Annotated in this window: 20 protein-coding genes and 1 pseudogene; 5 read left to right on the top strand and 16 right to left on the bottom strand. The window is 70.9% G+C overall.

Annotated features, from left to right (window positions below; translation table 11 throughout):
• The first annotated feature begins 19 nt into the window (after positions 1-19).
• Positions 20-1096 carry a glycoside hydrolase family 88 protein gene (locus BLW76_RS10935; protein ID WP_091306023.1) on the top strand — a complete coding sequence of 359 codons (1077 nt, stop codon included), beginning with the start codon at positions 20-22 and terminating at the stop codon, positions 1094-1096.
• Between the two features lie 22 nt (positions 1097-1118).
• Here the strand turns inward: BLW76_RS10935 and BLW76_RS10930 are convergent, their stop codons facing one another.
• The 7 genes from BLW76_RS10930 to BLW76_RS10900 form a co-directional block, all read right to left on the bottom strand.
• Positions 1119-1427 (bottom strand): hypothetical protein, encoded by a 309-nt coding sequence (locus tag BLW76_RS10930; RefSeq protein WP_091306021.1) that lies wholly within the window; start codon positions 1425-1427, stop codon positions 1119-1121.
• A 135-nt stretch (positions 1428-1562) separates the two neighbouring features.
• Positions 1563-2867 carry a DNA polymerase IV gene (locus tag BLW76_RS10925; protein WP_091306020.1) on the bottom strand — a complete coding sequence of 435 codons (1305 nt, stop codon included), beginning with the start codon at positions 2865-2867 and terminating at the stop codon, positions 1563-1565.
• A gap of 1 nt (position 2868) precedes the next feature.
• Entirely contained in the window at positions 2869-3180 is a 312-nt protein-coding gene (locus BLW76_RS10920) for a transcriptional regulator (protein ID WP_091306018.1), read from the bottom strand.
• Entirely contained in the window at positions 3177-3800 is a 624-nt protein-coding gene (locus BLW76_RS10915; RefSeq protein ID WP_091306016.1) for a hypothetical protein, read from the bottom strand. Before BLW76_RS10915 ends, BLW76_RS10920 begins: the two co-directional genes overlap by 4 nt.
• Positions 3801-3857: 57 nt before the next feature.
• On the bottom strand, positions 3858-4589 hold the full coding sequence (locus BLW76_RS10910) for an ABC transporter permease (RefSeq protein ID WP_091306014.1): 732 nt from the start codon (positions 4587-4589) through the stop codon (positions 3858-3860).
• A complete protein-coding gene (locus BLW76_RS10905; RefSeq protein WP_091306012.1) occupies positions 4586-5485 on the bottom strand; it encodes an ABC transporter ATP-binding protein in 900 nt (299 codons plus the stop codon). Before BLW76_RS10905 ends, BLW76_RS10910 begins: the two co-directional genes overlap by 4 nt.
• Positions 5486-5669: 184 nt before the next feature.
• A complete protein-coding gene (locus BLW76_RS10900) occupies positions 5670-6512 on the bottom strand; it encodes an HARBI1 family protein (RefSeq protein ID WP_091306011.1) in 843 nt (280 codons plus the stop codon).
• A gap of 409 nt (positions 6513-6921) precedes the next feature.
• Between BLW76_RS10900 and BLW76_RS10895 the strand changes: the two genes are divergently transcribed.
• Complete coding sequence (locus BLW76_RS10895) at positions 6922-8094, top strand: macrolide family glycosyltransferase (protein WP_091306009.1); 1173 nt, start codon at positions 6922-6924, stop codon at positions 8092-8094.
• Here BLW76_RS10895 and BLW76_RS10890 read toward each other — a convergent pair whose 3' ends face one another.
• Genes BLW76_RS10890 through BLW76_RS10870 form a run of 5 tightly spaced genes read right to left on the bottom strand, consistent with a single transcriptional unit; the run spans position 8095 to position 12816 of the window.
• Positions 8095-8481 carry an effector-associated constant component EACC1 gene (locus tag BLW76_RS10890; protein WP_091306006.1) on the bottom strand — a complete coding sequence of 129 codons (387 nt, stop codon included), beginning with the start codon at positions 8479-8481 and terminating at the stop codon, positions 8095-8097.
• Positions 8482-8525: 44 nt separating this feature from the next.
• Positions 8526-10247, bottom strand: a complete 1722-nt coding sequence (locus tag BLW76_RS10885) for an aminotransferase class V-fold PLP-dependent enzyme (protein ID WP_091306004.1) — start codon at positions 10245-10247, stop codon at positions 8526-8528.
• Positions 10244-11011, bottom strand: a complete 768-nt coding sequence (locus BLW76_RS10880) for an amino acid ABC transporter ATP-binding protein (RefSeq protein ID WP_091306002.1) — start codon at positions 11009-11011, stop codon at positions 10244-10246. Before BLW76_RS10880 ends, BLW76_RS10885 begins: the two co-directional genes overlap by 4 nt.
• Positions 11004-11882: an amino acid ABC transporter permease gene (locus BLW76_RS10875; RefSeq protein ID WP_091306000.1), complete on the bottom strand. Its 879-nt coding sequence runs from the start codon at positions 11880-11882 to the stop codon at positions 11004-11006. The genes BLW76_RS10880 and BLW76_RS10875 overlap by 8 nt, the downstream gene beginning before the upstream one ends.
• Positions 11869-12816 (bottom strand): ABC transporter substrate-binding protein, encoded by a 948-nt coding sequence (locus BLW76_RS10870; protein WP_091305998.1) that lies wholly within the window; start codon positions 12814-12816, stop codon positions 11869-11871. Before BLW76_RS10870 ends, BLW76_RS10875 begins: the two co-directional genes overlap by 14 nt.
• A gap of 98 nt (positions 12817-12914) precedes the next feature.
• Between BLW76_RS10870 and BLW76_RS10865 the strand changes: the two genes are divergently transcribed.
• Entirely contained in the window at positions 12915-13898 is a 984-nt protein-coding gene (locus tag BLW76_RS10865) for a Gfo/Idh/MocA family protein (protein WP_091305996.1), read from the top strand.
• On the opposite strand, the pseudogene BLW76_RS10860 reads toward BLW76_RS10865, so the two are convergent.
• Together BLW76_RS10860 and BLW76_RS10855 are read right to left on the bottom strand one after the other, a co-directional pair.
• Positions 13859-14044, bottom strand: a pseudogene (locus BLW76_RS10860) (NADAR domain-containing protein); the annotation flags it as partial. The gene BLW76_RS10865 and the pseudogene BLW76_RS10860 overlap by 40 nt on opposite strands.
• 446 nt (positions 14045-14490) lie before the next feature.
• Complete coding sequence (locus BLW76_RS10855) at positions 14491-15696, bottom strand: family 8 glycosyl hydrolase (protein WP_091305994.1); 1206 nt, start codon at positions 15694-15696, stop codon at positions 14491-14493.
• Between the two features lie 156 nt (positions 15697-15852).
• Here BLW76_RS10855 and BLW76_RS10850 point away from each other — a divergent pair, with 156 nt between their 5' ends.
• On the top strand, positions 15853-16254 hold the full coding sequence (locus tag BLW76_RS10850) for a PPOX class F420-dependent oxidoreductase (RefSeq protein WP_167384574.1): 402 nt from the start codon (positions 15853-15855) through the stop codon (positions 16252-16254).
• Between the two features lie 94 nt (positions 16255-16348).
• Entirely contained in the window at positions 16349-16639 is a 291-nt protein-coding gene (locus BLW76_RS10845) for a hypothetical protein (protein ID WP_091305990.1), read from the top strand.
• Here the strand turns inward: BLW76_RS10845 and BLW76_RS10840 are convergent.
• The gene (locus tag BLW76_RS10840) at positions 16636-17148 is read right to left on the bottom strand and encodes a TetR/AcrR family transcriptional regulator (protein WP_091305988.1); all 513 of its coding nucleotides are present in this window, start codon (positions 17146-17148) and stop codon (positions 16636-16638) included. The two genes, BLW76_RS10845 and BLW76_RS10840, sit on opposite strands and share 4 nt — an antisense overlap.
• The gene (locus BLW76_RS10835) at positions 17148-18701 is read right to left on the bottom strand and encodes an acyl-CoA synthetase (protein ID WP_091305985.1); all 1554 of its coding nucleotides are present in this window, start codon (positions 18699-18701) and stop codon (positions 17148-17150) included. Before BLW76_RS10835 ends, BLW76_RS10840 begins: the two co-directional genes overlap by 1 nt.
• Positions 18702-18767: the final 66 nt, after the last annotated feature.

Below are 18767 nucleotides of genomic sequence, written 5' to 3'. Positions count from 1 at the left end.
GTTGAGGAGGACGCTTTCCATGCGTTTCCCGGGAATTCGCGGCTTCGGCGTGCTCGCGGCCACGGCGGTGGCGGGCAGTCTCCTCACCGCCCCGGTGGCGGCCGCCGCGACCTGCACGATCTCCGGCGAGATGGTGTCGGCGGGCAACTACTGGGTCACCCACGGGACGAACCTCGACGCCCCGGACTGGCAGAACGCGACGTTCCACGTCGGCAACCTGGCCCTGGTCCGGACCACCGGCCAGTCCAACCACAAGACGTACCCGTGGGCGCAGGCCAACGCCTACCTGCTCCCGGAAGACCCGAAGCGGCCGTTCTTCCCGGACAACCAGGCGGCGGGCGAGGCGTACCTGGACCTCTACACCTACTTCCACCCGGAAATCCCCCTGGACTCGATCCGCACGCGGATCCGCGACGAGGTGGCGTCCGTGCGGGCGGGTCACCGCGACTACTGGAACTACGTCGACGCGCTGAACATGGCGATGCCGTCGTTCGCGCGGATGAGCCTGATCGACCACGATCCGTCCTATTCGGACGCGATGGACCAGCTCTTCCGTTCGGCGGAGCGCAAGCTGTTCGACGAGTTCACCGGCCTCTGGTACCGCGACGCGCGGTTCAAGGGATCCGGCGTGTTCTGGTCACGCGGCAACGGCTGGGCCCTGGCGGCGTTGACGAAGGTGCTCCAGGTCCTGCCGGCCGACGACCCGCGGCGGCCGGAGTACCTGCGCGTGTACCGGAAGACGGCTTCGACGCTGGCTCTCGTGCAACGCCGTGACGGCTTCTGGAACTCGGACCTGCTGAACCCGTGGCACCACGGCGGCCCGGAGTCCAGCGGCACGGCCTTGTTCGCGTTCGGCCTCGGCTGGGGCGTCAACGCTGGCCTCCTCGACGCGGCGCGCTTCCGCCCGGTGGTGGACAGGGCGTGGACGGCGCTGTCCACGAAAGCCCTGCAGCCGAGCGGCCTGGTGGGGTACGTCCAGCCGGTCGGCGACCGCCCGGCCACCGCGCGACCGGAAGACACCGCCGCGTACGGCGTGGGCGCGTTCCTGCTGGCCGGCCAGGAAATCGCCAGGCTGCAGGGCTGCTCGGCCGGGTGAGCACCCGGTCGGCGAATCCGGCTCAGAAACGGGCCCGGATATTCGCCAGTTCGGTGACCGACATCGACTCGCCCGCTTCGAGCAGATAGGTGCCGTCCGCGTCGACGAATCCGCCCATGGCCGCGCTTTTCACCAGCGCGCCGTACACGTGGTACCAGTGCCAGGCCGTCTTGGCGTCGGTCGCCCGCTGCGCGGCTGTGAGCAGGGCCAACGCCGCCGCCTCCTCGCAGGACGTCGGAGTCTGCGCGGTGGTCACCTCCAAGGGGGACAGCATTTCTCCGCCGGCCGGGGCGTACTTTTCGGCGGCAGCCTGAATACGGTCAACCATCATCTCTCTCACCTTTTTTACCCAGAAGAAAGCCGCTACGCGCAGCAAGTCGACAACTGCCGACGAAGCTGAGCTTAGATGGCGCCGGCAGAACGCACACCCTCCGAAATGAGGATTTGCCGGCGACCGTTTTCGGCTTCAGCGCAAGCAGTCGCCGGGGTCGCCGCGGGTCAGAGCCGGGTCGGCCTGCGGGAAGGTGCGGGCCACGCCGGGGCCGGAGGAGCGGTGCTCGAAGCGGACCGTCACCCGGCCGTGGCCCGCGCCCTGGACCCAGCCCGTGCCGAACTCCTCGTGGACCACGTCGTCACCCTGGCGCCACTCGGACGGCGGCGCCGCGACCGGTGCCGGCGCGGAGGACTCCACCACCGGCACCGCGGGCGCGGCCAGGCTGAACAGCGCGTCCTGGTGCGGCACCGAAAGCCCGCTGTAGGCGACGCCCGCCAAGCGGATGCCGCCGAACTCCGCCGGGTCGATCAGCAGGCGCTCCGCCGTCGCCGCCAGCTCGGCCAGGTCGTCCGTGGGCGCGGAGATCGTCTCCGAGCGGGTCACCGTGTGCATGTCCGTGTGCCGCAGCTTGATCACCACCGTGCGGGCCACGCGCCCGGCCTTGACCAGCCGCTGGTGCGCGCCCACCGCGATCCGGCGGACCTCCGCCCGCAGCGTGGCCAGGTCCTTGATGTCGGTGTCGAACGTCGTCTCGGCGCTGACCTGCTTCGTCTCGGCGCGGCCGGCCACCGGGCGGTCGTCGGCGCCGGTCGCCAGGCGGCGCAGGTCGCGGCCGACGACGCCGCCGAGCGTGGCCACCGCGTCCGGTTCGGACAGTGCCGCCAGCTGCCCGAGCGTCTGGACGCCGATGAACCGCAGCTTCCCCTCCGCGACCGGGCCGATGCCCCACAGCGCCCGCACCGGCAGCGGCGCGAGGAACTCGCGTTCGGTGCCCTGCGGCACGACCAGCAGCCCGTCCGGCTTGGCTTCGTCGGAGGCGATCTTCGCGATCTGCTTGCCGTTGCCCGCCCCGATCGACGCCACCAGGCCGGTTTCCGCGCGGATCCGGGCCCGCAGCGCGGCACAGAAAGAAGTCACTTCCTCGAAGGACGCACCCGCGAGCGAGGGCGGCTCGGCGAAGGCTTCGTCGAGGGAAATCTTCTCCAGCACCGGCGCGACCTCGGTGACGACCGCGAAGACCTCCTGGCTGAGCCGCTCGTAGACGCGGAACCGCGGCGGCACGATCACGCCGTTCGCCGGCAGCAGCCGCCGGGCTTGGGCCATCGGCATGGCCGACTTGATCCCGAACGCGCGTGACTCGTAGCTCGCCCCGGCGACGACGCCCCGCGGCCCGGTGCCGCCGACGAGCACCGGGCGGCCGGCCAGTGTCGGGCGGGTGAGCTGCTCGGCCGACGCGTAGAAGGCGTCCAGGTCGAGGTGGATGACCCAGCGGGCCACGTCAGTCGCCGCCGGTGGCGTCCAGCAGCTGGTGGAGCGCCTTCGTGTAGCTCTCGAACGCGGCCCGGCCGGCCGTGGTGAGCCGGACGAGGGTGACCGGCGTGCGGTGCTCGTAGGCCTTGGTGATCTCGACGTACTCGGCGTCCTCGAGCTTGCGCAGGTGCGTCGAGAGGTTGCCGGCGGTCATGTCGAGCAGCTGCTGCAGCCGGGGGAAGGTGATCTGGTCGCCGGCCCGCAGCCCGGCGAGGGCGACGGTGACCCGCAGCCGCGCCTGGGCGTGGATGACCGGGTCGAGCTGCGGCAGTTCGCTCATCGGCCGGTCTTCTCGCGGACGAAGTAGACGATCGCGCCGAGCAGGAACCCGCCGCCGCCGCAGACGGTGAGCACGAGGAAGTTCAGCGGATAGCCGACCAGCACGCTGAGCGCCGCCGACACGATCATCCACGCGCCGAGGCCGTACATCAGCTTGTCCTGCCAGACCATGCCGCCCGCCAGGTACAGCACGCCGGTGAGCAGCAGCCAGCTGCCCGACCACAGCAGCGACACCTGGTCGGACGACAGGGCCTGGAACTGGGTGATCCGGATGTCGACGACCATCAGCCCGATCGAGGAGAGCGCCCAGCTGTACCCGTACATCGCGCCGACCGTGCGGGACGGCCCGCGGATCCCGCGGCCGGCGCGGATGCTGGTGTAGGCCGTGTAGGCGATCGCGCCGCAGAACAGCAGCGGGACGACGATGCCGCCGGCGACCCAGCCGGGGATCGCGACGCCCGGCTGCACCGACACGTAGGTGAAGCCCCAGCCGACGAGCCAGGCGAGGGCCCAGGCGGCGAGCATCCGCGCCGGGCCCCCGCCCAGTTCCCGGCGGGTCCGCCGGTGCTGCCGGGCGATCAGGTTCAGCGACTCCTCGGCCGACATCGGCTCGTCTTCCACCTGGTTCGCCCTCCTCCCGTGCAGACCCCTCACCACTGCACGGAAGTTAACACGCATTCACAGCCGCGCCGTGTCCAGCCGGAACCGGCGCAGCACGACCAGGGCGGGCACGACGAGCCAGCCCGCGAGCACGAGGACCGCGAAGCCCGTTCCCCCGGCGTGGGCCAGCGGTTCCAGGCCGATCCGGCCGAGCCAGAACGTCGGGAAGAAGTGCGCCAGGGTCGCCATCCAGTCCGGGAGCACCCAGAGCGGGATCCACAGGCCGCCGAGCATGCCCAGCGGCATCATCAGCGCGCCGGTCACCGCGCCGACCGTGTCACCCTTGCCGAACAGGCCGATCGCGAGGCCCAGCACGGCGAACGGGAGCACGCCGAGCCACAGCGACACCAGCACCAGGCCCCACTGCGCGGCGGTCATCTCGACGCCGGTGGCCCACCCGGCGACGAAGAGCGCCACCAGGACCGGCAGGGCCACGGCCATCGCCGAAAGCACCTTGACCACCAGGTAGCCGGGCCCGCGCATCGGGGTGAGCCGCAGCTGCCGCTGCCAGCCGTCCGTGCGTTCCTGCGCCACCCGGGTGCCGGTGAACAGCGCGCCGCCGCTCGCGCCGTACGCGGCCAGGTTGATCATGGTCTGCACGTTCGAGGCCAGGCCGTTCGGCGCCACGACCTTGCCGAAGATCGAGCCGAACAGCAGGAACATGGCCAGCGGCATGCCGATGGTGAAGACGGTGAACTGCGGGCTGCGGACGATCCGCTTGATCTCCAGGCTCAGGTACGTCGTGTTCACGCGACGGCCTCCTCGGCGGTCAGCGCCAGGAAGGCCTCTTCGAGGCCGAGCGCGGTGATTTCGATGTCGGACGCGGCCGGGTGGGCCGCGAGCAGGGCGCGGAGCGCGGCGTCGGAGTCGGCGCAGGCCAGCTCGGCCCGGCCGCCGCGCAGCTGCACGCTCGTCACGCCGGGCAGCGTGGCCAGCCCGGCTTCGGTCGCGCCGGGCACGACGGCCTTGAGCACGCGGCCGGACACCGCGGCCCGGACCTCGGCGACCGGGCCGTCGGCGACGACGGCGCCGTGGCGCATCAGCACGACGCGGTCGGCGTAGTCCTCGGCTTCGGCGAGGTAGTGCGTCGCGAAGAGCACCGTCCGGCCGCCGGCGGCGAACTCGCGGATGGCGGCCCAGAACGCGCGCCTGCCGTCGACGTCCATCGCCGCGGTGGGCTCGTCGAGGACGAGCAGCTGCGGGTCGCCGGCCAGGGCGAGCGCGAACCGGACGCGCTGGCGTTCCCCGCCGGACAGCTTGCCGCAGCGGCGTTTCACGAGCTTGTCCAGACCGGCCCTGGCGATCACCTCACCGGCGGGCAGCGGCTTCTGGTGCGTCGAGACGACGAGGCCGACGATCTCGCCGACGGTGACGTCCGGCAGCAGCGCGCCGTTCTGCATCATCGCGCCGACGAGCCCCCGGTCGACGGCGGCACGCGCGGTGCCGCCCGCGACGGTCACCTCCCCCGCGTCCGGCTTGGTGAGGCCGAGCAGCATGTCGACGGTGGTCGACTTGCCGGCCCCGTTCGGCCCGAGCAGCGCGACGACCTCGCCGCGCACGACCTCGACGGACACCCCGTCGACCGCCGTGACCTGCCCGAACCGCTTGGTGAGGCCGTCGAGCGCGAACGCCGGTCCCCCAGTCATGGCGTCCTCCTTCCTGGACTTTGTAGCGCAAAGTTGCTGCGCACTTTGTAACACAAAGTCCACGAGGATTCAAAGCCCCCGGCGCCGGAAAGCACGAGCGCCCCAATGTGGCGTTGGTTGCGTCCAACGCACCGAACGCCACATTGGGTGCATCTGACGCACCGAACGCCACATTGAGGTTTTCTCAGTAGCGGCCGTGGTGTTCGTGGTGGGTGAGGACGAGGGCTGCTTGGACGATGTGGCCGATGCGGTGGGGGCAGAGGCTGATGTGGGTCAACGCTCGCCAGCGGGTTTTGAGGATGGCCATGGCGCGTTCACCCAGGGCGCGGGCCCGGGCGTGCAGCAGGTTGTGGACCCGTTGCCGGGCGTTGAGGGGTGGTTGACCTGCGGTTTTCTTGAACGGGGTGAGGATGCCGATCCCGGCGGGGTGGTAGGCCTTGTCGGCCAGAGTTCTCAGGCCCTGGCCGGCGGCGGCGGTCAGTGCACCGACGATTCCGTGGTCGCGGGCGGCGGAGAGGTCGTTGCGGGAGCCGGGCAGCACCGCCGAGACCCACAGCGGGAACCCGTCCGGGCTGGCCAGGAACTGGATGTTCCCGCCGAAGGCGCGGTGCTTGCCCGAGTACCACAGGTGCACGATCCGGCCACGGTTCTTACCTTTGGTTTTGATCGTGGTCGCCGCGACCCGGTCACACGGGATCAGGGTGCCGTCCAGGATCACGTGTGTGTCACCGGCGGTGTGGCGCTCGCGCAGGACCTGATGCAGGTCCGGGGCCTGGGCGGCGAGGGCGGTGATGGCTTCGTGTAGGTAGCGGTAGGCGGTGGCGATGCTGATGCGGTGATCGGCCGCCAGCCGGTGCAGGGGGGTGGCGTCGCGGAACCAGCGCAGCACCAGCACCGCCTGCCAGTACGGGGTCAACGCGCGCCGGCCCCGGCGGGTGCCACGCCGCCGGCGCTCGGTGTGCAGGACACGGGCAACGAACCAGACCAGTTCACGCGCCACATCGAGGGTGGCACCATAATGGATCATGTGGGGCCTCTGGAACCTCGGACTTGATCTTCGCAAATCCAGTCCTACCAGGGGCCCCACCCCTCATCCACACACCACACCGCTACTGAGAAAACCTCATTGGGGCGCTGGGGGCGACCACGCAGGTCAGCCGAGGAACCGCCCGGCGACCATGCCGTGCGTCCCGGTGTCTTCCGGCGGGAGACCCCTGGTCCCGGCAAGGGGGCCGGCGGGACGGCCGAGCACCAACGTCCTGCCAAAGGCGGAAATCGGGTGGCGCGGACGTTCCGGATTCCCGTACGGTCGGTGCCATGATCTTCTTCATCCGGCTCCGCCTCGTCTGAGACGGCGTGACCGCCGGGCCGCCCGCCGACCGGGCCGGCCCCTTCACCTGCGCGCCGTCTGTTCTTTCTTCCCTTGAAGGAGCACCATGCTGCGCAAACACATCGTCATGGTCGGCTGCACCGCGCCGAGCCACATCTACCCGTCGCTGGGCGTGATCAGCGAGCTGGTCCACCGCGGCCACCGGGTGTCCTACGTCGTCGGCGCGCCGCTGGCGGCACTGGTCGCCCCGACCGGCGCCGAAGTCGTCGAGCACCCGACGATCTTCCCGCTCGGCGAGGCGGCCGTGTGGCCGGACGAGCCGGCCGAAGCCATGCGCGTCTTCCTCGACGAAGCCATCGCGATCCACCCCGCCCTGACCGAGCGGTTCGACGACGACCGGCCCGACCTGGTGCTGTACGACATCGGCGGGCTGGGCGCGCCGTTGCTGGGCTTGCGGTACGGCGTGCCCGCGGTGCAGCTGTCGCCGACACTGGTGGCGTGGGAGGGCTACGACGAGGAAATGGCATCGGTGATGGAGCCGATCAAGGCGTCACCGTCCGGTGTGGACTACGCGACGACGTTGTCGAAGTGGCTTTCGTCCCACGGCGTTGCGGCCGATCCCTGGGAGTGGCTCGGGCACCCTTCGCGGGTCCTTTCGCTGATCCCGCGGGCCATGCAGCCGAACGCGGACCGGGTGGGACAGCACGTGCGCTTCGTCGGCCCGTGCCTGGATCCGGCGCGGCTGGCGGACCGGTCGTGGACACCGCCGTCGTCGGGGCGGCCGGTCCTGCTGGTGTCGTTCGGGACGGCGTACAACGACCAGCTGCCGGTGTACCAGGCCTGCATCTCGGCGTTCGCCGACGACTGGCACGTGGTGATCTCGCTGGGGAAGCACGTCTCGCCGGACGCCCTCGGGCCGTTGCCGCCATCGGTGGAGGTGTACGAGAGCGTCCCGCAGCTGGCGGTGCTGGAAGCGGCCTCGGCGTTCATCACGCACGCGGGGATGGGCGGGGCCACGGAAGCGTTGTGGTTCGGCGTCCCGACGGTGGCGATCCCGCAGGCGGCGGACCAGTTCGGGAACGCGGCCCAGCTCGAAGCGCTCGGGGTCGGGCGGCACCTGCCGGCTGACGCGGTGACGGTCGAGTCGTTGCGGGAGGCGGTCGGCGAGGTGTCCTCGTCGGCTTCGGTCGCCGCGCGGCTGGCGGAGCTGAAGGCGGAGATCCGCGGCCATGGCGGGGTCGCCTTCGCCGCGGACGCCGTGGAGTCCTTTATGGAGTGATCAGCCCGGCTGGGCATGACGACGGACGAACGCCTCGATCAACTGGCGGCGTTCGTCCGTCGTCGCGCGTTCCAGCTCGACCGTGTCGCCGTCGATCGTCACCTTGATCTTGTGCTTGCCCGCCTGGCGGCCCAGCCACTCGCGCAGCGTCTCGACGAGGCCGGGGAACACGCCGCCGGCCGCGCTGAACGCCACCATCAGCGAGCCGATCGTCACCGGGTCCGCGGCCTTCGCGCCCGGCGGGAGCTCGGCCGGCACCGGCAGCACGTCCACGTCGAGTTCGCCCAGCTCGGCGCGCAGGCGGCGGGCGAGCAGGTCGAACTCTTCGGCGTCCGCCTCGTCGTCCGCTTCGAGCCGGACCAGGGCCCGCGTGTCCGAATCGGTCATGGGCGCCATCGTGCGCCCGGAAAGCGCGGGTGGCAAGCGGCCGATCAGGCGCGGATCTCGTTGAGGTAGTTGTAGATCGTGTACCGGGTGACATCGAGGCGGCCGGCCAGGTGGTCGACCGCGTCCTTGATCAGGAAATAACCGGCTTCGTCGAGTTCCCGCACCACCGCCGCCTTGTGGCGCTTCTTCATGAGGTCCACCGGGATCCCGGCCTTCGCCACCGCCCGGTCGACCAGGAACCGCTGGAGGCTGTCGACGTCCGGTGGGAAAGTCTCCGGCTCGCCGTTGCCGCTCGGCGACGCCGCCGTGTCGACGCTGTTGACGCACAGGCAGCCGACCGCCACGCCGTCGGCGTCGCGGAGGAACAGCGTCGACGAGCGGATCGGCCTGCCGTCCGGGCCGTGCGTGCGGTAGTTGGTCAGGTCCTGGGTGGTGCCGCGCCGGACCAGGCCGAGCAGCAGGTCCGTCATCGGCCCGCCGACGCTGCGGCCGGTCAGGTCGCCCGCGATCGCGATGATCGAGTCCGGCAGCCTGCTCAGGTCGTGCAGCAGGACCTCGTTGCCCGGCCCGAGCATCGCCGCCAGCCCCGGGATGGCCGGGACCAGCGCGGTCAGCACGTCGTGCGTCGTCGCCCCCGCGGCCGGGACGACCAGGGGCTCACGCGGCCGCGTGAGCGTCTCCAGCGCGGAACGCAGCAGGTCCGCGCAAGTCGTCTCAGCGGTCGAGGCGTGCGGCGAGAGCCGGACGTGCTCGGGCCGCACCGTCGCCGCGATCCCGGCGTTGGCCAGTGCCGCCCCGACCTGCTCCGCCGGGTGGCCGGGCAGGGTGAACGCCAGGATGCCCGCGCGGCGGTCGACCGCCGAGACGACCTCGGCGCCGCAGGACGCCAGCACCTCTTCGAAGGCGGCCAGCCGCTCGGCGATCCGCGCCGCGATGGCGCCGACGCCGGCGTCCTCGACCAGCTCGAGGGCCTCGGCGAACGCGCCGGAGGTGATCGGGCTGAGGTTGGAGATCGACCAGGCCTGCGCGGTGGCGTCCGGCGGGTGGATCTCGTCGTCGAACAGGCCAGGGTCGCGGGCGCCGGTCCAGCCCGACAGCACCGGGTCCATCCGGTTCAGCGCGCGGTCGGACAGCACCGCGAAGCCGGTGCCCCAGCCCGCGCGCAGCCACTTCTGCCCGCCGACGACCAGCACGTCGGCGACCTCCCACGGCTCCTCGACGACGCCGAAGCCCTGGATGCCGTCGACGACCAGCAGCCGGTCGCCGACGACGTCGCGCAGCGCGGCCAGGTCGGCGCGGTGGCCGGTGCGGAAGTCGACGGCGCTGACGCTGACCGTGGTGATTTCCGGCGTCAACGCCGCCGCGACCCGCTCCGGCGTCACATAACCGCTGGTCAGGCGCCGGACGCGGAGGCGCCCGGTCTGTTCGGCGCGCGCCCACGGGTAGGTGTTGGCCGGGAACTCCGCCGCCGACACCAGCACCTCGCCGGAGCTGTGGAAGGCGGCCTGGAACAGGCCGAGGCTGGTGTGGGGCAGCAGCACCGTGTGGTCGGTGTCCGAGCCGGCCAGCCGCGCGGCGGCGGCCTTGGCCCGGACCTCCTGCCGCATCAGCTCGTCCACTGTGGACGGCCCGGCCGTGGTGGCCTGGTGCAGCAGGGCGGCCGTCGTGTCGAGCACCGCGTGCGACGGCGGGCCGAACCGGGCGAAGTCGAGGTAGCCGGCGGGCTCGTCGAACTGGAGCAGGTACCGGGGCGAAATCCGCGTCACGCGAGGATCCTCGCCAGGAACTGCCGGGTGCGGTCGTGCTGCGGCGCGCTCAGCACCTGCGACGGCGGCCCGGTCTCGACGACGGCGCCGTCGGCCAGGAACACCACCTCGTCGGCGGCCTCCGCGGCGAAGCTCATCTCGTGCGTCACGACGACCATCGTCATCCCCTCCCCCGCCAAGGTACTCATGACCTCGAGGACCTCGCCGACCAGCTCCGGATCGAGCGCGGACGTCGGCTCGTCGAACAGCATCAGCTTCGGCTTCATGGCCAGGGACCGCGCGATCGCCACGCGCTGCTGCTGGCCGCCGGACAGCTGCGCCGGGTAGGCGTCGGCGCGGTGGGCCAGGCCCACTCGATCCAGGAGTTCGAGACCCTGGTTCCGGGCGTCTTCGGGCCGCACGCCGAGCACCCGGATGGGCCCCTCGACGACGTTCTCCAGTGCCGTCCGGTGCGCGAAGAGATTGAACCGCTGGAACACCATGCCGATGTCACGGCGTTGGCGCGCCACTTCGCGTTCGCGCAGCTCGTACAGCTTGCCGCCGCGCTGCCGGAAGCCGATCGGCTCGCCGTCGACCCAGATCTGGCCGGCGTCGATGGTTTCGAGGTGGTTGATGCAGCGCAGGAACGTGCTCTTCCCGGCGCCGGACGGCCCGAGCAGGCAGACGACCTGTCCCTTGTGGACGTCCAGGTCGATGCCGCCGAGGACTTCGGTGTGGCCGTAGGACTTCCGGACGCCGACGGCGCGCAGCAGCGGTTCAGACACGGGCACTCCTCACCAGCGGCACGCCGCGCAACGCCTTGCCCGCGCGCGCGAGCGGCCCGCGATCGGCTTGGCCGAACGCGCGTTCCAGGTAGTGCTGGCCGACGCCGGCGACGGTCACCACGACCATGTACCAGACGGCCGCGGCCAGCAGCGTCTCCATGACCAGCAGGTTGTTGGACGAGATGTTGTTGGCCGCGTGGATCAGCTCGGTCACGCCGATCACCGACGCCATCGACGTGCCCTTGAGCATGTTGATGAAGTCGTTGCCGGTGGGCGGGATGATCACGCGCATGGCCTGCGGCAGCACGACCCGGCGCAGCGTCGCGGCCGGCGTCATGCCGATCGACTTGGCCGCCTCGGTCTGGCCACTGTCGACGCTGTTCAGCCCGGCGCGGACGATCTCGGCCATGTACGCGCTCTCGTTGAGCGCCAGGCCGAGGAACGCGGCGGTGAACGCGCTGATCAGCACGTTCGTCTGCTCGTGGACGAGGAACGGGATGTCGATCACCGGGAAGACGAGCGCCAGGTTGTACCAGAGCAGGATCTGCAGCAGCACGGGCAGGCCGCGGAAGATCCAGATGTACCCGGCGGCGAACCAGCGGGCGACCGGGTTGGCGCTGCGCCGCAGCAGGGCGATGACGATGCCGAGCACGATCGCGACAGCCTGCGAGAGCACCGCGAGGACGACGGTGTTGAGCAGGCCGGTCGCCATCACCTTGTAGAAGACGAAGTCCGGGACCTGGTTCCACTCGATCTGCGCGTTGCCGAGGGCGATGCCGAGCAGCACGAGCAGCACGATGATGATCGCGGCGGCGACCCAGCGGCCCCAGTGGCGCAGGCGGACGATCGGGAGTGGCTCAGGAGCCGCCATTGACCGCGGCCTCCTTGATCGCGCCCTGCTCGACGCCCCAGGCCTGCAGGATCTTGCCGTAGGTGCCGTCGGCGATGAGGGCCTGGAGTGCCTTCTGCACGGAGTCGCGCAGCGCGGTGTTGGCCTTGTTGACGCCGATGCCGTACGGGCCGCCGTCGATCGGCTCACCGGGGACGACCTCGAAGAACTTGCCCTCGCCCGCCGTCCGCGAGATGTAGACGGCGCTGGGCAGGTCGTTGAGGATCGCCTGCACGCGGCCGGTGCGGAGCTGGTTCTGGTTCTGGTTGTCGCTGTCGGTCGCGGTGACGTTGACGGCGGGCTTGCCGGCCTGCGTGCACTTCGTGCTCTGCTCGGCGGCGAACTTCTGGTGGCTGGTGCCCTGCACGACGGCGACGTTCTTGCCGCAGAGGGTGTCCGGGCCGGTGATGCCGTCGGGGTTGCCCTTGCGGATCATGATCGTGATGCCGGAGGTGAAGTAGTCGACGAAGTCGATCTGCTGCTGGCGCGCCTTGGTGTCGTTCATGCCGGCCATGGTCAGGTCGATGCGGCCGGACTGGAGGCTGGTGATGAGCGAGCCGAAGGCCATGTCCTGGTGCGTGACGGCGACGCCGAGCTTGGCGGCGATGGCCTTGGCGAGGTCGACCTCGTAGCCGATCGGGGTCTTGCCGTCGGCGGCGTAGAAGTTGTTGGGCGCGGACTGCAGGTTCGAGGCCAGGTGCAGGCCGGCCTGCTTGACGTTGTCCGGTAGACCCGCGTTGAGCTGCGCGTCCTTCTGCACGCCCTGGACGATCGCGGCGGTGTCCGGGATGCCGGAGGCGGGCGACCCGGCGGCCTGCGACGTCCCGCCGGCGCCGTCCGGACCGCCACCACAAGCCGTCACCAGCACGGCGACGCTCGCCAGCAACACCGCCTTGACGGCGTGGGAACGGGACATAACGGACCTCCACTGGTTCGGCTGACCGGAACGCTACAACTCGTTGTTGAAGAGGTCAACTGCATGTTGAAATCCGTGTTCGGTGCTAGCTTCGCGACATGAGCCTGCGGATCGGCGTCCTGGGGGCGGCGCGCATCGCCCCGGCTGCCCTGATCAAGCCCGCCTCAGCGGTTCCTCCGGTGTCGGTGACCGCGGTCGCGGCCCGGTCCGCGGAGCGCGCGCAAGCGTTTGCGACCAGGCACTCCATTCCCCGGGTGCACGCGTCGTACGAGGCGCTGCTGGCCGACCCGGACATCGACGCGGTGTACAACCCGCTGCCGAACGGCCTGCACGGCCGGTGGACCCGCGCGGCGCTGGCGGCGGGCAAGCACGTCCTGTGCGAGAAGCCGTTCACGGCGAACGCGGCCGAGGCGCGGGAGATCGCCACGCTGGCGGCGGCGTCGGACCGGGTGGTGATGGAGGCGTTCCACTACCGGTACCACCCGCTGGCGCTGCGGGTCGAGGAGATCGTGGCCTCGGGCGAGCTGGGCTCGTTGGAGCGCGTCGAGACGGCATTGTGCTTCCCGCTGCCGAAGTTCTCCGACATCCGTTACGACTACGACCTCGCGGGCGGCGCGACGATGGACGCGGGCTGCTACGCGGTCCACATGGCGCGCGTGTTCGGCGGCGAGACACCGACAGTGGTATCGGCCACGGCTCGATTGCGGTCGCCGCGGGTGGATCGCGCGATGACGGCGGAGCTCGCGTACCCGTCGGGCCACACGGGCCGGATCACGTGCTCGCTGTGGTCTTCGTCGGTGCTGCGGATCAGCGCGAAGGTGATCGGCTCCCGGGGATCGCTGAAGGTGCTGAACCCGGTGGCCCCGCAGGCGTACCACCGTTTCACGGTCCACACGGACGGCCACCACAGGTCGGAGAAGTTCCCCCGGCGTCCGTCGTACGAGTACCAGCTGGACGCCTTCGCGGCGGCGGTGCTTCGCGGCGAACCGGTGAAGACGTCGGCGGCGGATGCGGTGGAGACGATGACCGTGATCGACGAGATCTACCGGGCCGCTGGGTTGCCCGTGCGCGAGCCCAGCTGAGCCCGCACCTCCGCGAGCGCAAACCCCAGCAGGTTCAGGCCCCGCCACGCCCGGGGCTTCCCGGCCCGCGGATCGTCCACGGCCAAGCCGATCCCCCACACCCGGTCGACCGGACTCGCCTCGACGAGCACCCGGCGGCCCGTTCCCGGCCGGCGCTTAGCCGCAGATCCGGCTGAGCAGCCCCCGAATTCCACGCTACCGCGAGGCACCGACGGTTCGGGGCCACCCGGCAAGCCCGGAGTGCCGCACTCGGGGCCCACCGGATCGGCGAATCCGGGGCACAGCCACGATTTGCCCGGCCGAAGCCACCCTCGGCAGCTCGGCGGCCTCCGCGCCGATCGAAGAGTTGTGGACAACCGAGGCCACGGCGCCCAGCGGAACGCAAAACTGTCGGTGCCCTGGGCTAGCGTGGATTCGGGGGCTGCTCTCCACGGCCCAACAGCACCAAGCGCAATGGTCAGCCGCGCACGTCTTGAACCGCCGCCCCGCGTCGAGAGCGCGGCCCGGCTCCTCGCCCCTGCACGAGAAGCCGGTCGCTCGTCAAAAACGGGGCCGTCCCGCACCCGAAATACCCGGGTGCGGGACGAACCCCCTAAGCCGCCACGTAGTTACCGCTCAGAATCAGCAGTACCTGCACCGTGATGCCCGTTCCGTAGTAATCCGTCGCGTCCGGGGTCCACGACGAGACCGCCGTCCACAGCCTGTCCAGCCATGCCTGGCTGCCCGGGTCCGCCATCGCCGCCACCGCGAACGGGGCCGTGAAGCACGGGTGCTGGCCGCTCTCCGTCTTCGAGCCCGACAGCGAATAGCCGCTCTGGATCTTCGCCGGGTCGCCGCCCGTCGACGACTTGATCCACGTGTTCATCTTGCGGACCTGCGCCACCGCCGCGCTGCCGGCGTACGACACCGCGTCCGCGCCGAGGCGCCACGGGTCCCGGCAGGCGTTCCAGCTGTACTTGCCGTCGTACGGGCCCTCCAGGAAGTCCGCCGGTGCCGGCTTCGGTGTCGTGTTCGTGTTGACCACGAAGTCCGGCAGCAGCCCCGTGTTCGGCGCGTACGACGACTGCAGCTGGCTCACCGCCGTCTCCGAGCGCGTGCGGACCGACGTCCAGAAGCTGTCGCCGGTCGCCGTCGCGAAGGCGCGCAGGTGGCCCGGCATCCAGTCCGACGAGCGGGAGCTGTTGCGGTACTCCGCGTCGTTGCCCCAGTCGCCCAGCAGCGTGAACTTCGTCGTTCCGTTGACCTCGCTCTGCTTGATCGCGTTGATGATCCGGACGGCTTCGGCCTTGTAGTTGACCGCGCCGCCGCTGCCCCACTTCTTGTCCGCGATCAGCAGGCCGTAGGCGATCTCCAGGTCGCCGTCGGTGGCGGAGTCGCTGCCGTTGACGCTCTTGCAGTTCGCGTCCTGCTCGGCCGCGTGCAGGTTCTTGTTGTTCACCGACGGGTGTGCCTTCACGAACTTCAGGATCCCGTCGACGATCGAGCGCGCCTGCGGGTCCTTCTCGGCCATCATCGCCGAGATCGTGATGCCGTACCCCTCGCCCTCGGCGACGAAGGCGTGGTCGGCGTCCTTGGACAGCACGGCGTAGGTGCCCGTGCCGCACTTGGTCGTGAGGAAGTTCTTCTTCCAGAAGTCGTAGTACTTCTGCAGCGCGGCATCCTGCGTGGCCTGCGAAACGGACGGCCGCAGCGTTCCCGGCACGTACGGCGTGCCGGCCGCCGAAGCGGACGCGGGCACGCTCACCAGCCCCGCGGCGAGCGCGGCCGAAACCACCACCGCGCGGACGACTCTCTTCATGACTCCTCCGTAGGACATCGTTGGCTGCGGCGAAGGTGATCGAAGCCTGACAGAAGATTCAAGACCAGGTCAAGAGGGTTAGGAAACTTTCCTTACTATCACGCACAGTGGATCCCGCTCCTCGCCCGCCCACCCGGACGGACTAGCGTGGACGTCATGAAGATCGACCTCGACGGCCGCGGGCCGGACTTCCGCGCCTTCTGGACCGAGCGCCACCTGGCCACGCTGACCACGGTCCGCCCGGACGGCACCCCGCACGTCGTCGCGGTCGGCGTCACCGTCGACTTCGACGCCGGCCTCGCGCGCGTGATCACCTTCGCCCCGTCGGTCAAGGCCCGGCTCGTGCGGGCCGCGGGCGCGGACGGCATCCCGGTCGCGGTCTGCCAGCTCGACGGCCCGCGCTGGTCCACTTTGGAGGGACGCGCGGTGCTGCGCGAAGACCCGGAGTCGGTGCGCGACGCCGAAAACCGGTACGCCGAGCGCTACCGGCAGCCCAAGCCGAACCCGCAGCGGGTCGTCATCGAGATCACCGTGACCCGGGTGCTCGGCAACGCCTGATCCGCCACCGCACGAACGCACTTCCGCGGATCGCCGATTCCGGACCGCCGGGACCCGTCCTACTTTGGGCGAAACGACCCGAAGGTGGACAACCATGAACCGCATCGAATCGGCAGCGCAGCACCTGGCTCCCGGCACCGAACTCGAACCGCTCATGCCCGTCGAGCCGCTCAGCTGCGCGGTCGCCGTGTGGCGGGCCGTCACCCGGCTGGCCACCGCCGAGCGGGCCACCGCCGAACGGGAGTTCGCGCGCGCCATCGCCCAGGGCTCGCCCGACCTCGGCCACATCGGGTTCTACCCGGCCGTGGACCTGGTCCGGCACTCGGCGCCGTCCGAAGGGGCCTCCCTGATGCAGCTGGTGAACGCCATCGAAGCCCAGCTCTAACCGCCGCTCGCCCGGGAGTGCACCAGCCGGGTGTACTCCGCGAGCAGCTCCGTCAGCTCGCCGTGCCGCCCCGCCGGCGCCAGCTGCTGGTGCCCCACCAGCACCGCCAGGCCGAGCGACGTCAGCGTCCGGGCCAGCGCGCGGTCGCCGACGATGCCTTCGACCGCCTTGCCGACCGTCCGCAGCCGGGCGTCGTCGACGCGCTGCTGGACCGCGCGCACGGTTTCGTCGTTCCTCGCCCACGCGCGGATGGCGGCCTCGGCCTCGTGCGGCAGCCCGAGCGTGCGGTCCATCAGCACGGCGAAGTCCGCGGGCGGGCTGAGCGGCTGCCGGCTCTCCCAGTGCGCCAGCAGCTGCGCCACGAACCCGGGCCAGCTCCCGAAGTGGTGGTAGAACGACCCGCTCGTGACACCCAGCTCACGGCACAGCGCACCGACGGTCAGGCCCGTGAACCCGTGCTCCGCCAGTACTTTCAGCGCAGCGTCGAAGTACTCGCGGCGCGAGGCCATCAGACGTTCCGGTCCCGGTCCCGCCAGTAGGGCTCGCGGAGCGAACGCTTGAGGATCTTGCCGGTGGCGTTGCGCGGCAACGCGGCCACGACGTCGATGCTGCGCGGGCACTTGTAGTGCGCCAGCCGCTCGCGGCAGAACTCCACGATCTTTTCGGCGTCGAGCCCCTCACCGGCCACGACGGCCTTGACCTGCTCGCCCCACTTCTCGTCCGGCACGCCGATCACGGCCACCTCGGCGACGCCGGGGAACTCCGCCACCACGCGCTCGACCTCCGGCGAGTAGACGTTCTCGCCGCCGGTGATGATCATGTCCTTGACGCGGTCTTCGAGGAACAGGAACCCGCCGTCGTCGAGGCGACCGACGTCGCCGGTGCGGACCCAGCCGTCCACGATGGTCTCCGCGGTCGCCTCGGGCTTGCCCAGGTAGCCCGCCATCCGCTGCTCGGTGCGGATCCAGACCTCGCCGACCTCGGCGTCCGCCGCCGTGACCGGGTCGACGATCCGGATGTCCACTCCGGACAGTGTGGTGCCCGCCGACGCCAGCCGCTCCGGGCGGGTGGTGTCCCGGTGGGCCTCCGGGTCGAGCGCGGTGACCGCGCCGGACAGCTCGGTCATCCCGTAGACCTGGGCGAACTTGACGTCCGGCCAGGCGGCGAGCACCGTGCGCAGCAGCGGGAGGGGCATCGGCGAAGCGCCGTAGCAGAGGTACTTCAGCCGGGAGAACGCCTGCAGCGCGGCCTCGCCGGCCTGCGCGATCCCGGCCACGACCGCGGGCACCAGGAAGGCGTGCGTGATCCCGGCCTGCAGCGCCGCGAACAGCGAGGCCGCGTCCGGCTCCCGCGTCAGGTAGCTCGGTTCGCCGTAGAGGAACCCGGACACCGCGTAACAGCTGCCGCCGACGTGGAACAGCGGCATCGCGACCAGGTTGACGTCGCCCGGGCCGATCGGGAACGCCGTCCCGGCGGCCAGGCCGTGCGCGAGGACGCTGTGGTGGGTCAGCACCGCGCCCTTCGGGAACCCGGTGGTGCCGCTGGTGTACATCACCAGCACGCCGTCGTCGGTGTCGACGGTGCCGGCCTCGGTTCCGCTGTGGGGCGCGGCGGAGGTCAGGAAGGCTTCGTACTCGTCGGCGTCCCCGCCGACGACGATCACGCGTTCCACCGCGGGGAGCCGGTCGCGGATCGCGTCGAGCGCGGGCCGCAGTTCGGCGCCGACGAAGACCACCTTCGCGCCCGCGTCCTTGAGCACGTACGCGAGTTCGTCGCCGGAAAGCCGCCAGTTGACCACGGCGTTGGCCGCGCCGAGCCCGCCCGCCGCGAAGGTGGTTTCCAGGCAGGCGGGGTGGTTCTTGTCGACGAAGGCGACCCGGTCGCCCCGGGCGACACCGGCGGCCGCGAGGGCCCCGGACAGCCGCCGGACCCGCTCGTCGAACTCCGCCCAGGTCCACGTCCGGTCGCCGAAGATCAGCGCGGTGTCCGCGGGGCGTTCCTTCGCCCAGTGCGCGAGGAGCTGGCCGAACAACCGGACCCGCGGGCGGACGTCTTCGGACATGGGAGTTCCCCTCGGGCCGGCACTGGACCATAGACCGGTCTATGGTGCGCCGCGGCCTGGAAGGCG

Source organism: Amycolatopsis tolypomycina (assembly GCF_900105945.1).
Taxonomy (GTDB): domain Bacteria; phylum Actinomycetota; class Actinomycetes; order Mycobacteriales; family Pseudonocardiaceae; genus Amycolatopsis; species Amycolatopsis tolypomycina.
Note: the sequence above shows the minus strand (reverse complement) of the source record. Positions and strands in the feature narration are given on the sequence as shown.

What these genes read in the sequence shown, in the direction of transcription:
- BLW76_RS10875 (WP_091306000.1), bottom strand. Translation starts at nt 11,882, where the DNA reads ATGGCGGCTCCTGAGCCACTCCCGATCGTCCGCCTGCGCCACTGGGGC.
- BLW76_RS10920 (WP_091306018.1), bottom strand. Translation starts at nt 3,180, where the DNA reads ATGAGCGAACTGCCGCAGCTCGACCCGGTCATCCACGCCCAGGCGCGG.
- BLW76_RS10900 (WP_091306011.1), bottom strand. Translation starts at nt 6,512, where the DNA reads ATGATCCATTATGGTGCCACCCTCGATGTGGCGCGTGAACTGGTCTGG.
- BLW76_RS10930 (WP_091306021.1), bottom strand. Translation starts at nt 1,427, where the DNA reads ATGATGGTTGACCGTATTCAGGCTGCCGCCGAAAAGTACGCCCCGGCC.
- BLW76_RS10855 (WP_091305994.1), bottom strand. Translation starts at nt 15,696, where the DNA reads ATGAAGAGAGTCGTCCGCGCGGTGGTGGTTTCGGCCGCGCTCGCCGCG.
- BLW76_RS10890 (WP_091306006.1), bottom strand. Translation starts at nt 8,481, where the DNA reads ATGACCGATTCGGACACGCGGGCCCTGGTCCGGCTCGAAGCGGACGAC.
- BLW76_RS10905 (WP_091306012.1), bottom strand. Translation starts at nt 5,485, where the DNA reads ATGACTGGGGGACCGGCGTTCGCGCTCGACGGCCTCACCAAGCGGTTC.
- BLW76_RS10850 (WP_167384574.1), top strand. Translation starts at nt 15,853, where the DNA reads ATGAAGATCGACCTCGACGGCCGCGGGCCGGACTTCCGCGCCTTCTGG.
- BLW76_RS10895 (WP_091306009.1), top strand. Translation starts at nt 6,922, where the DNA reads ATGCTGCGCAAACACATCGTCATGGTCGGCTGCACCGCGCCGAGCCAC.
- BLW76_RS10870 (WP_091305998.1), bottom strand. Translation starts at nt 12,816, where the DNA reads ATGTCCCGTTCCCACGCCGTCAAGGCGGTGTTGCTGGCGAGCGTCGCC.
- BLW76_RS10865 (WP_091305996.1), top strand. Translation starts at nt 12,915, where the DNA reads ATGAGCCTGCGGATCGGCGTCCTGGGGGCGGCGCGCATCGCCCCGGCT.
- BLW76_RS10840 (WP_091305988.1), bottom strand. Translation starts at nt 17,148, where the DNA reads ATGGCCTCGCGCCGCGAGTACTTCGACGCTGCGCTGAAAGTACTGGCG.
- BLW76_RS10845 (WP_091305990.1), top strand. Translation starts at nt 16,349, where the DNA reads ATGAACCGCATCGAATCGGCAGCGCAGCACCTGGCTCCCGGCACCGAA.
- BLW76_RS10935 (WP_091306023.1), top strand. Translation starts at nt 20, where the DNA reads ATGCGTTTCCCGGGAATTCGCGGCTTCGGCGTGCTCGCGGCCACGGCG.
- BLW76_RS10835 (WP_091305985.1), bottom strand. Translation starts at nt 18,701, where the DNA reads ATGTCCGAAGACGTCCGCCCGCGGGTCCGGTTGTTCGGCCAGCTCCTC.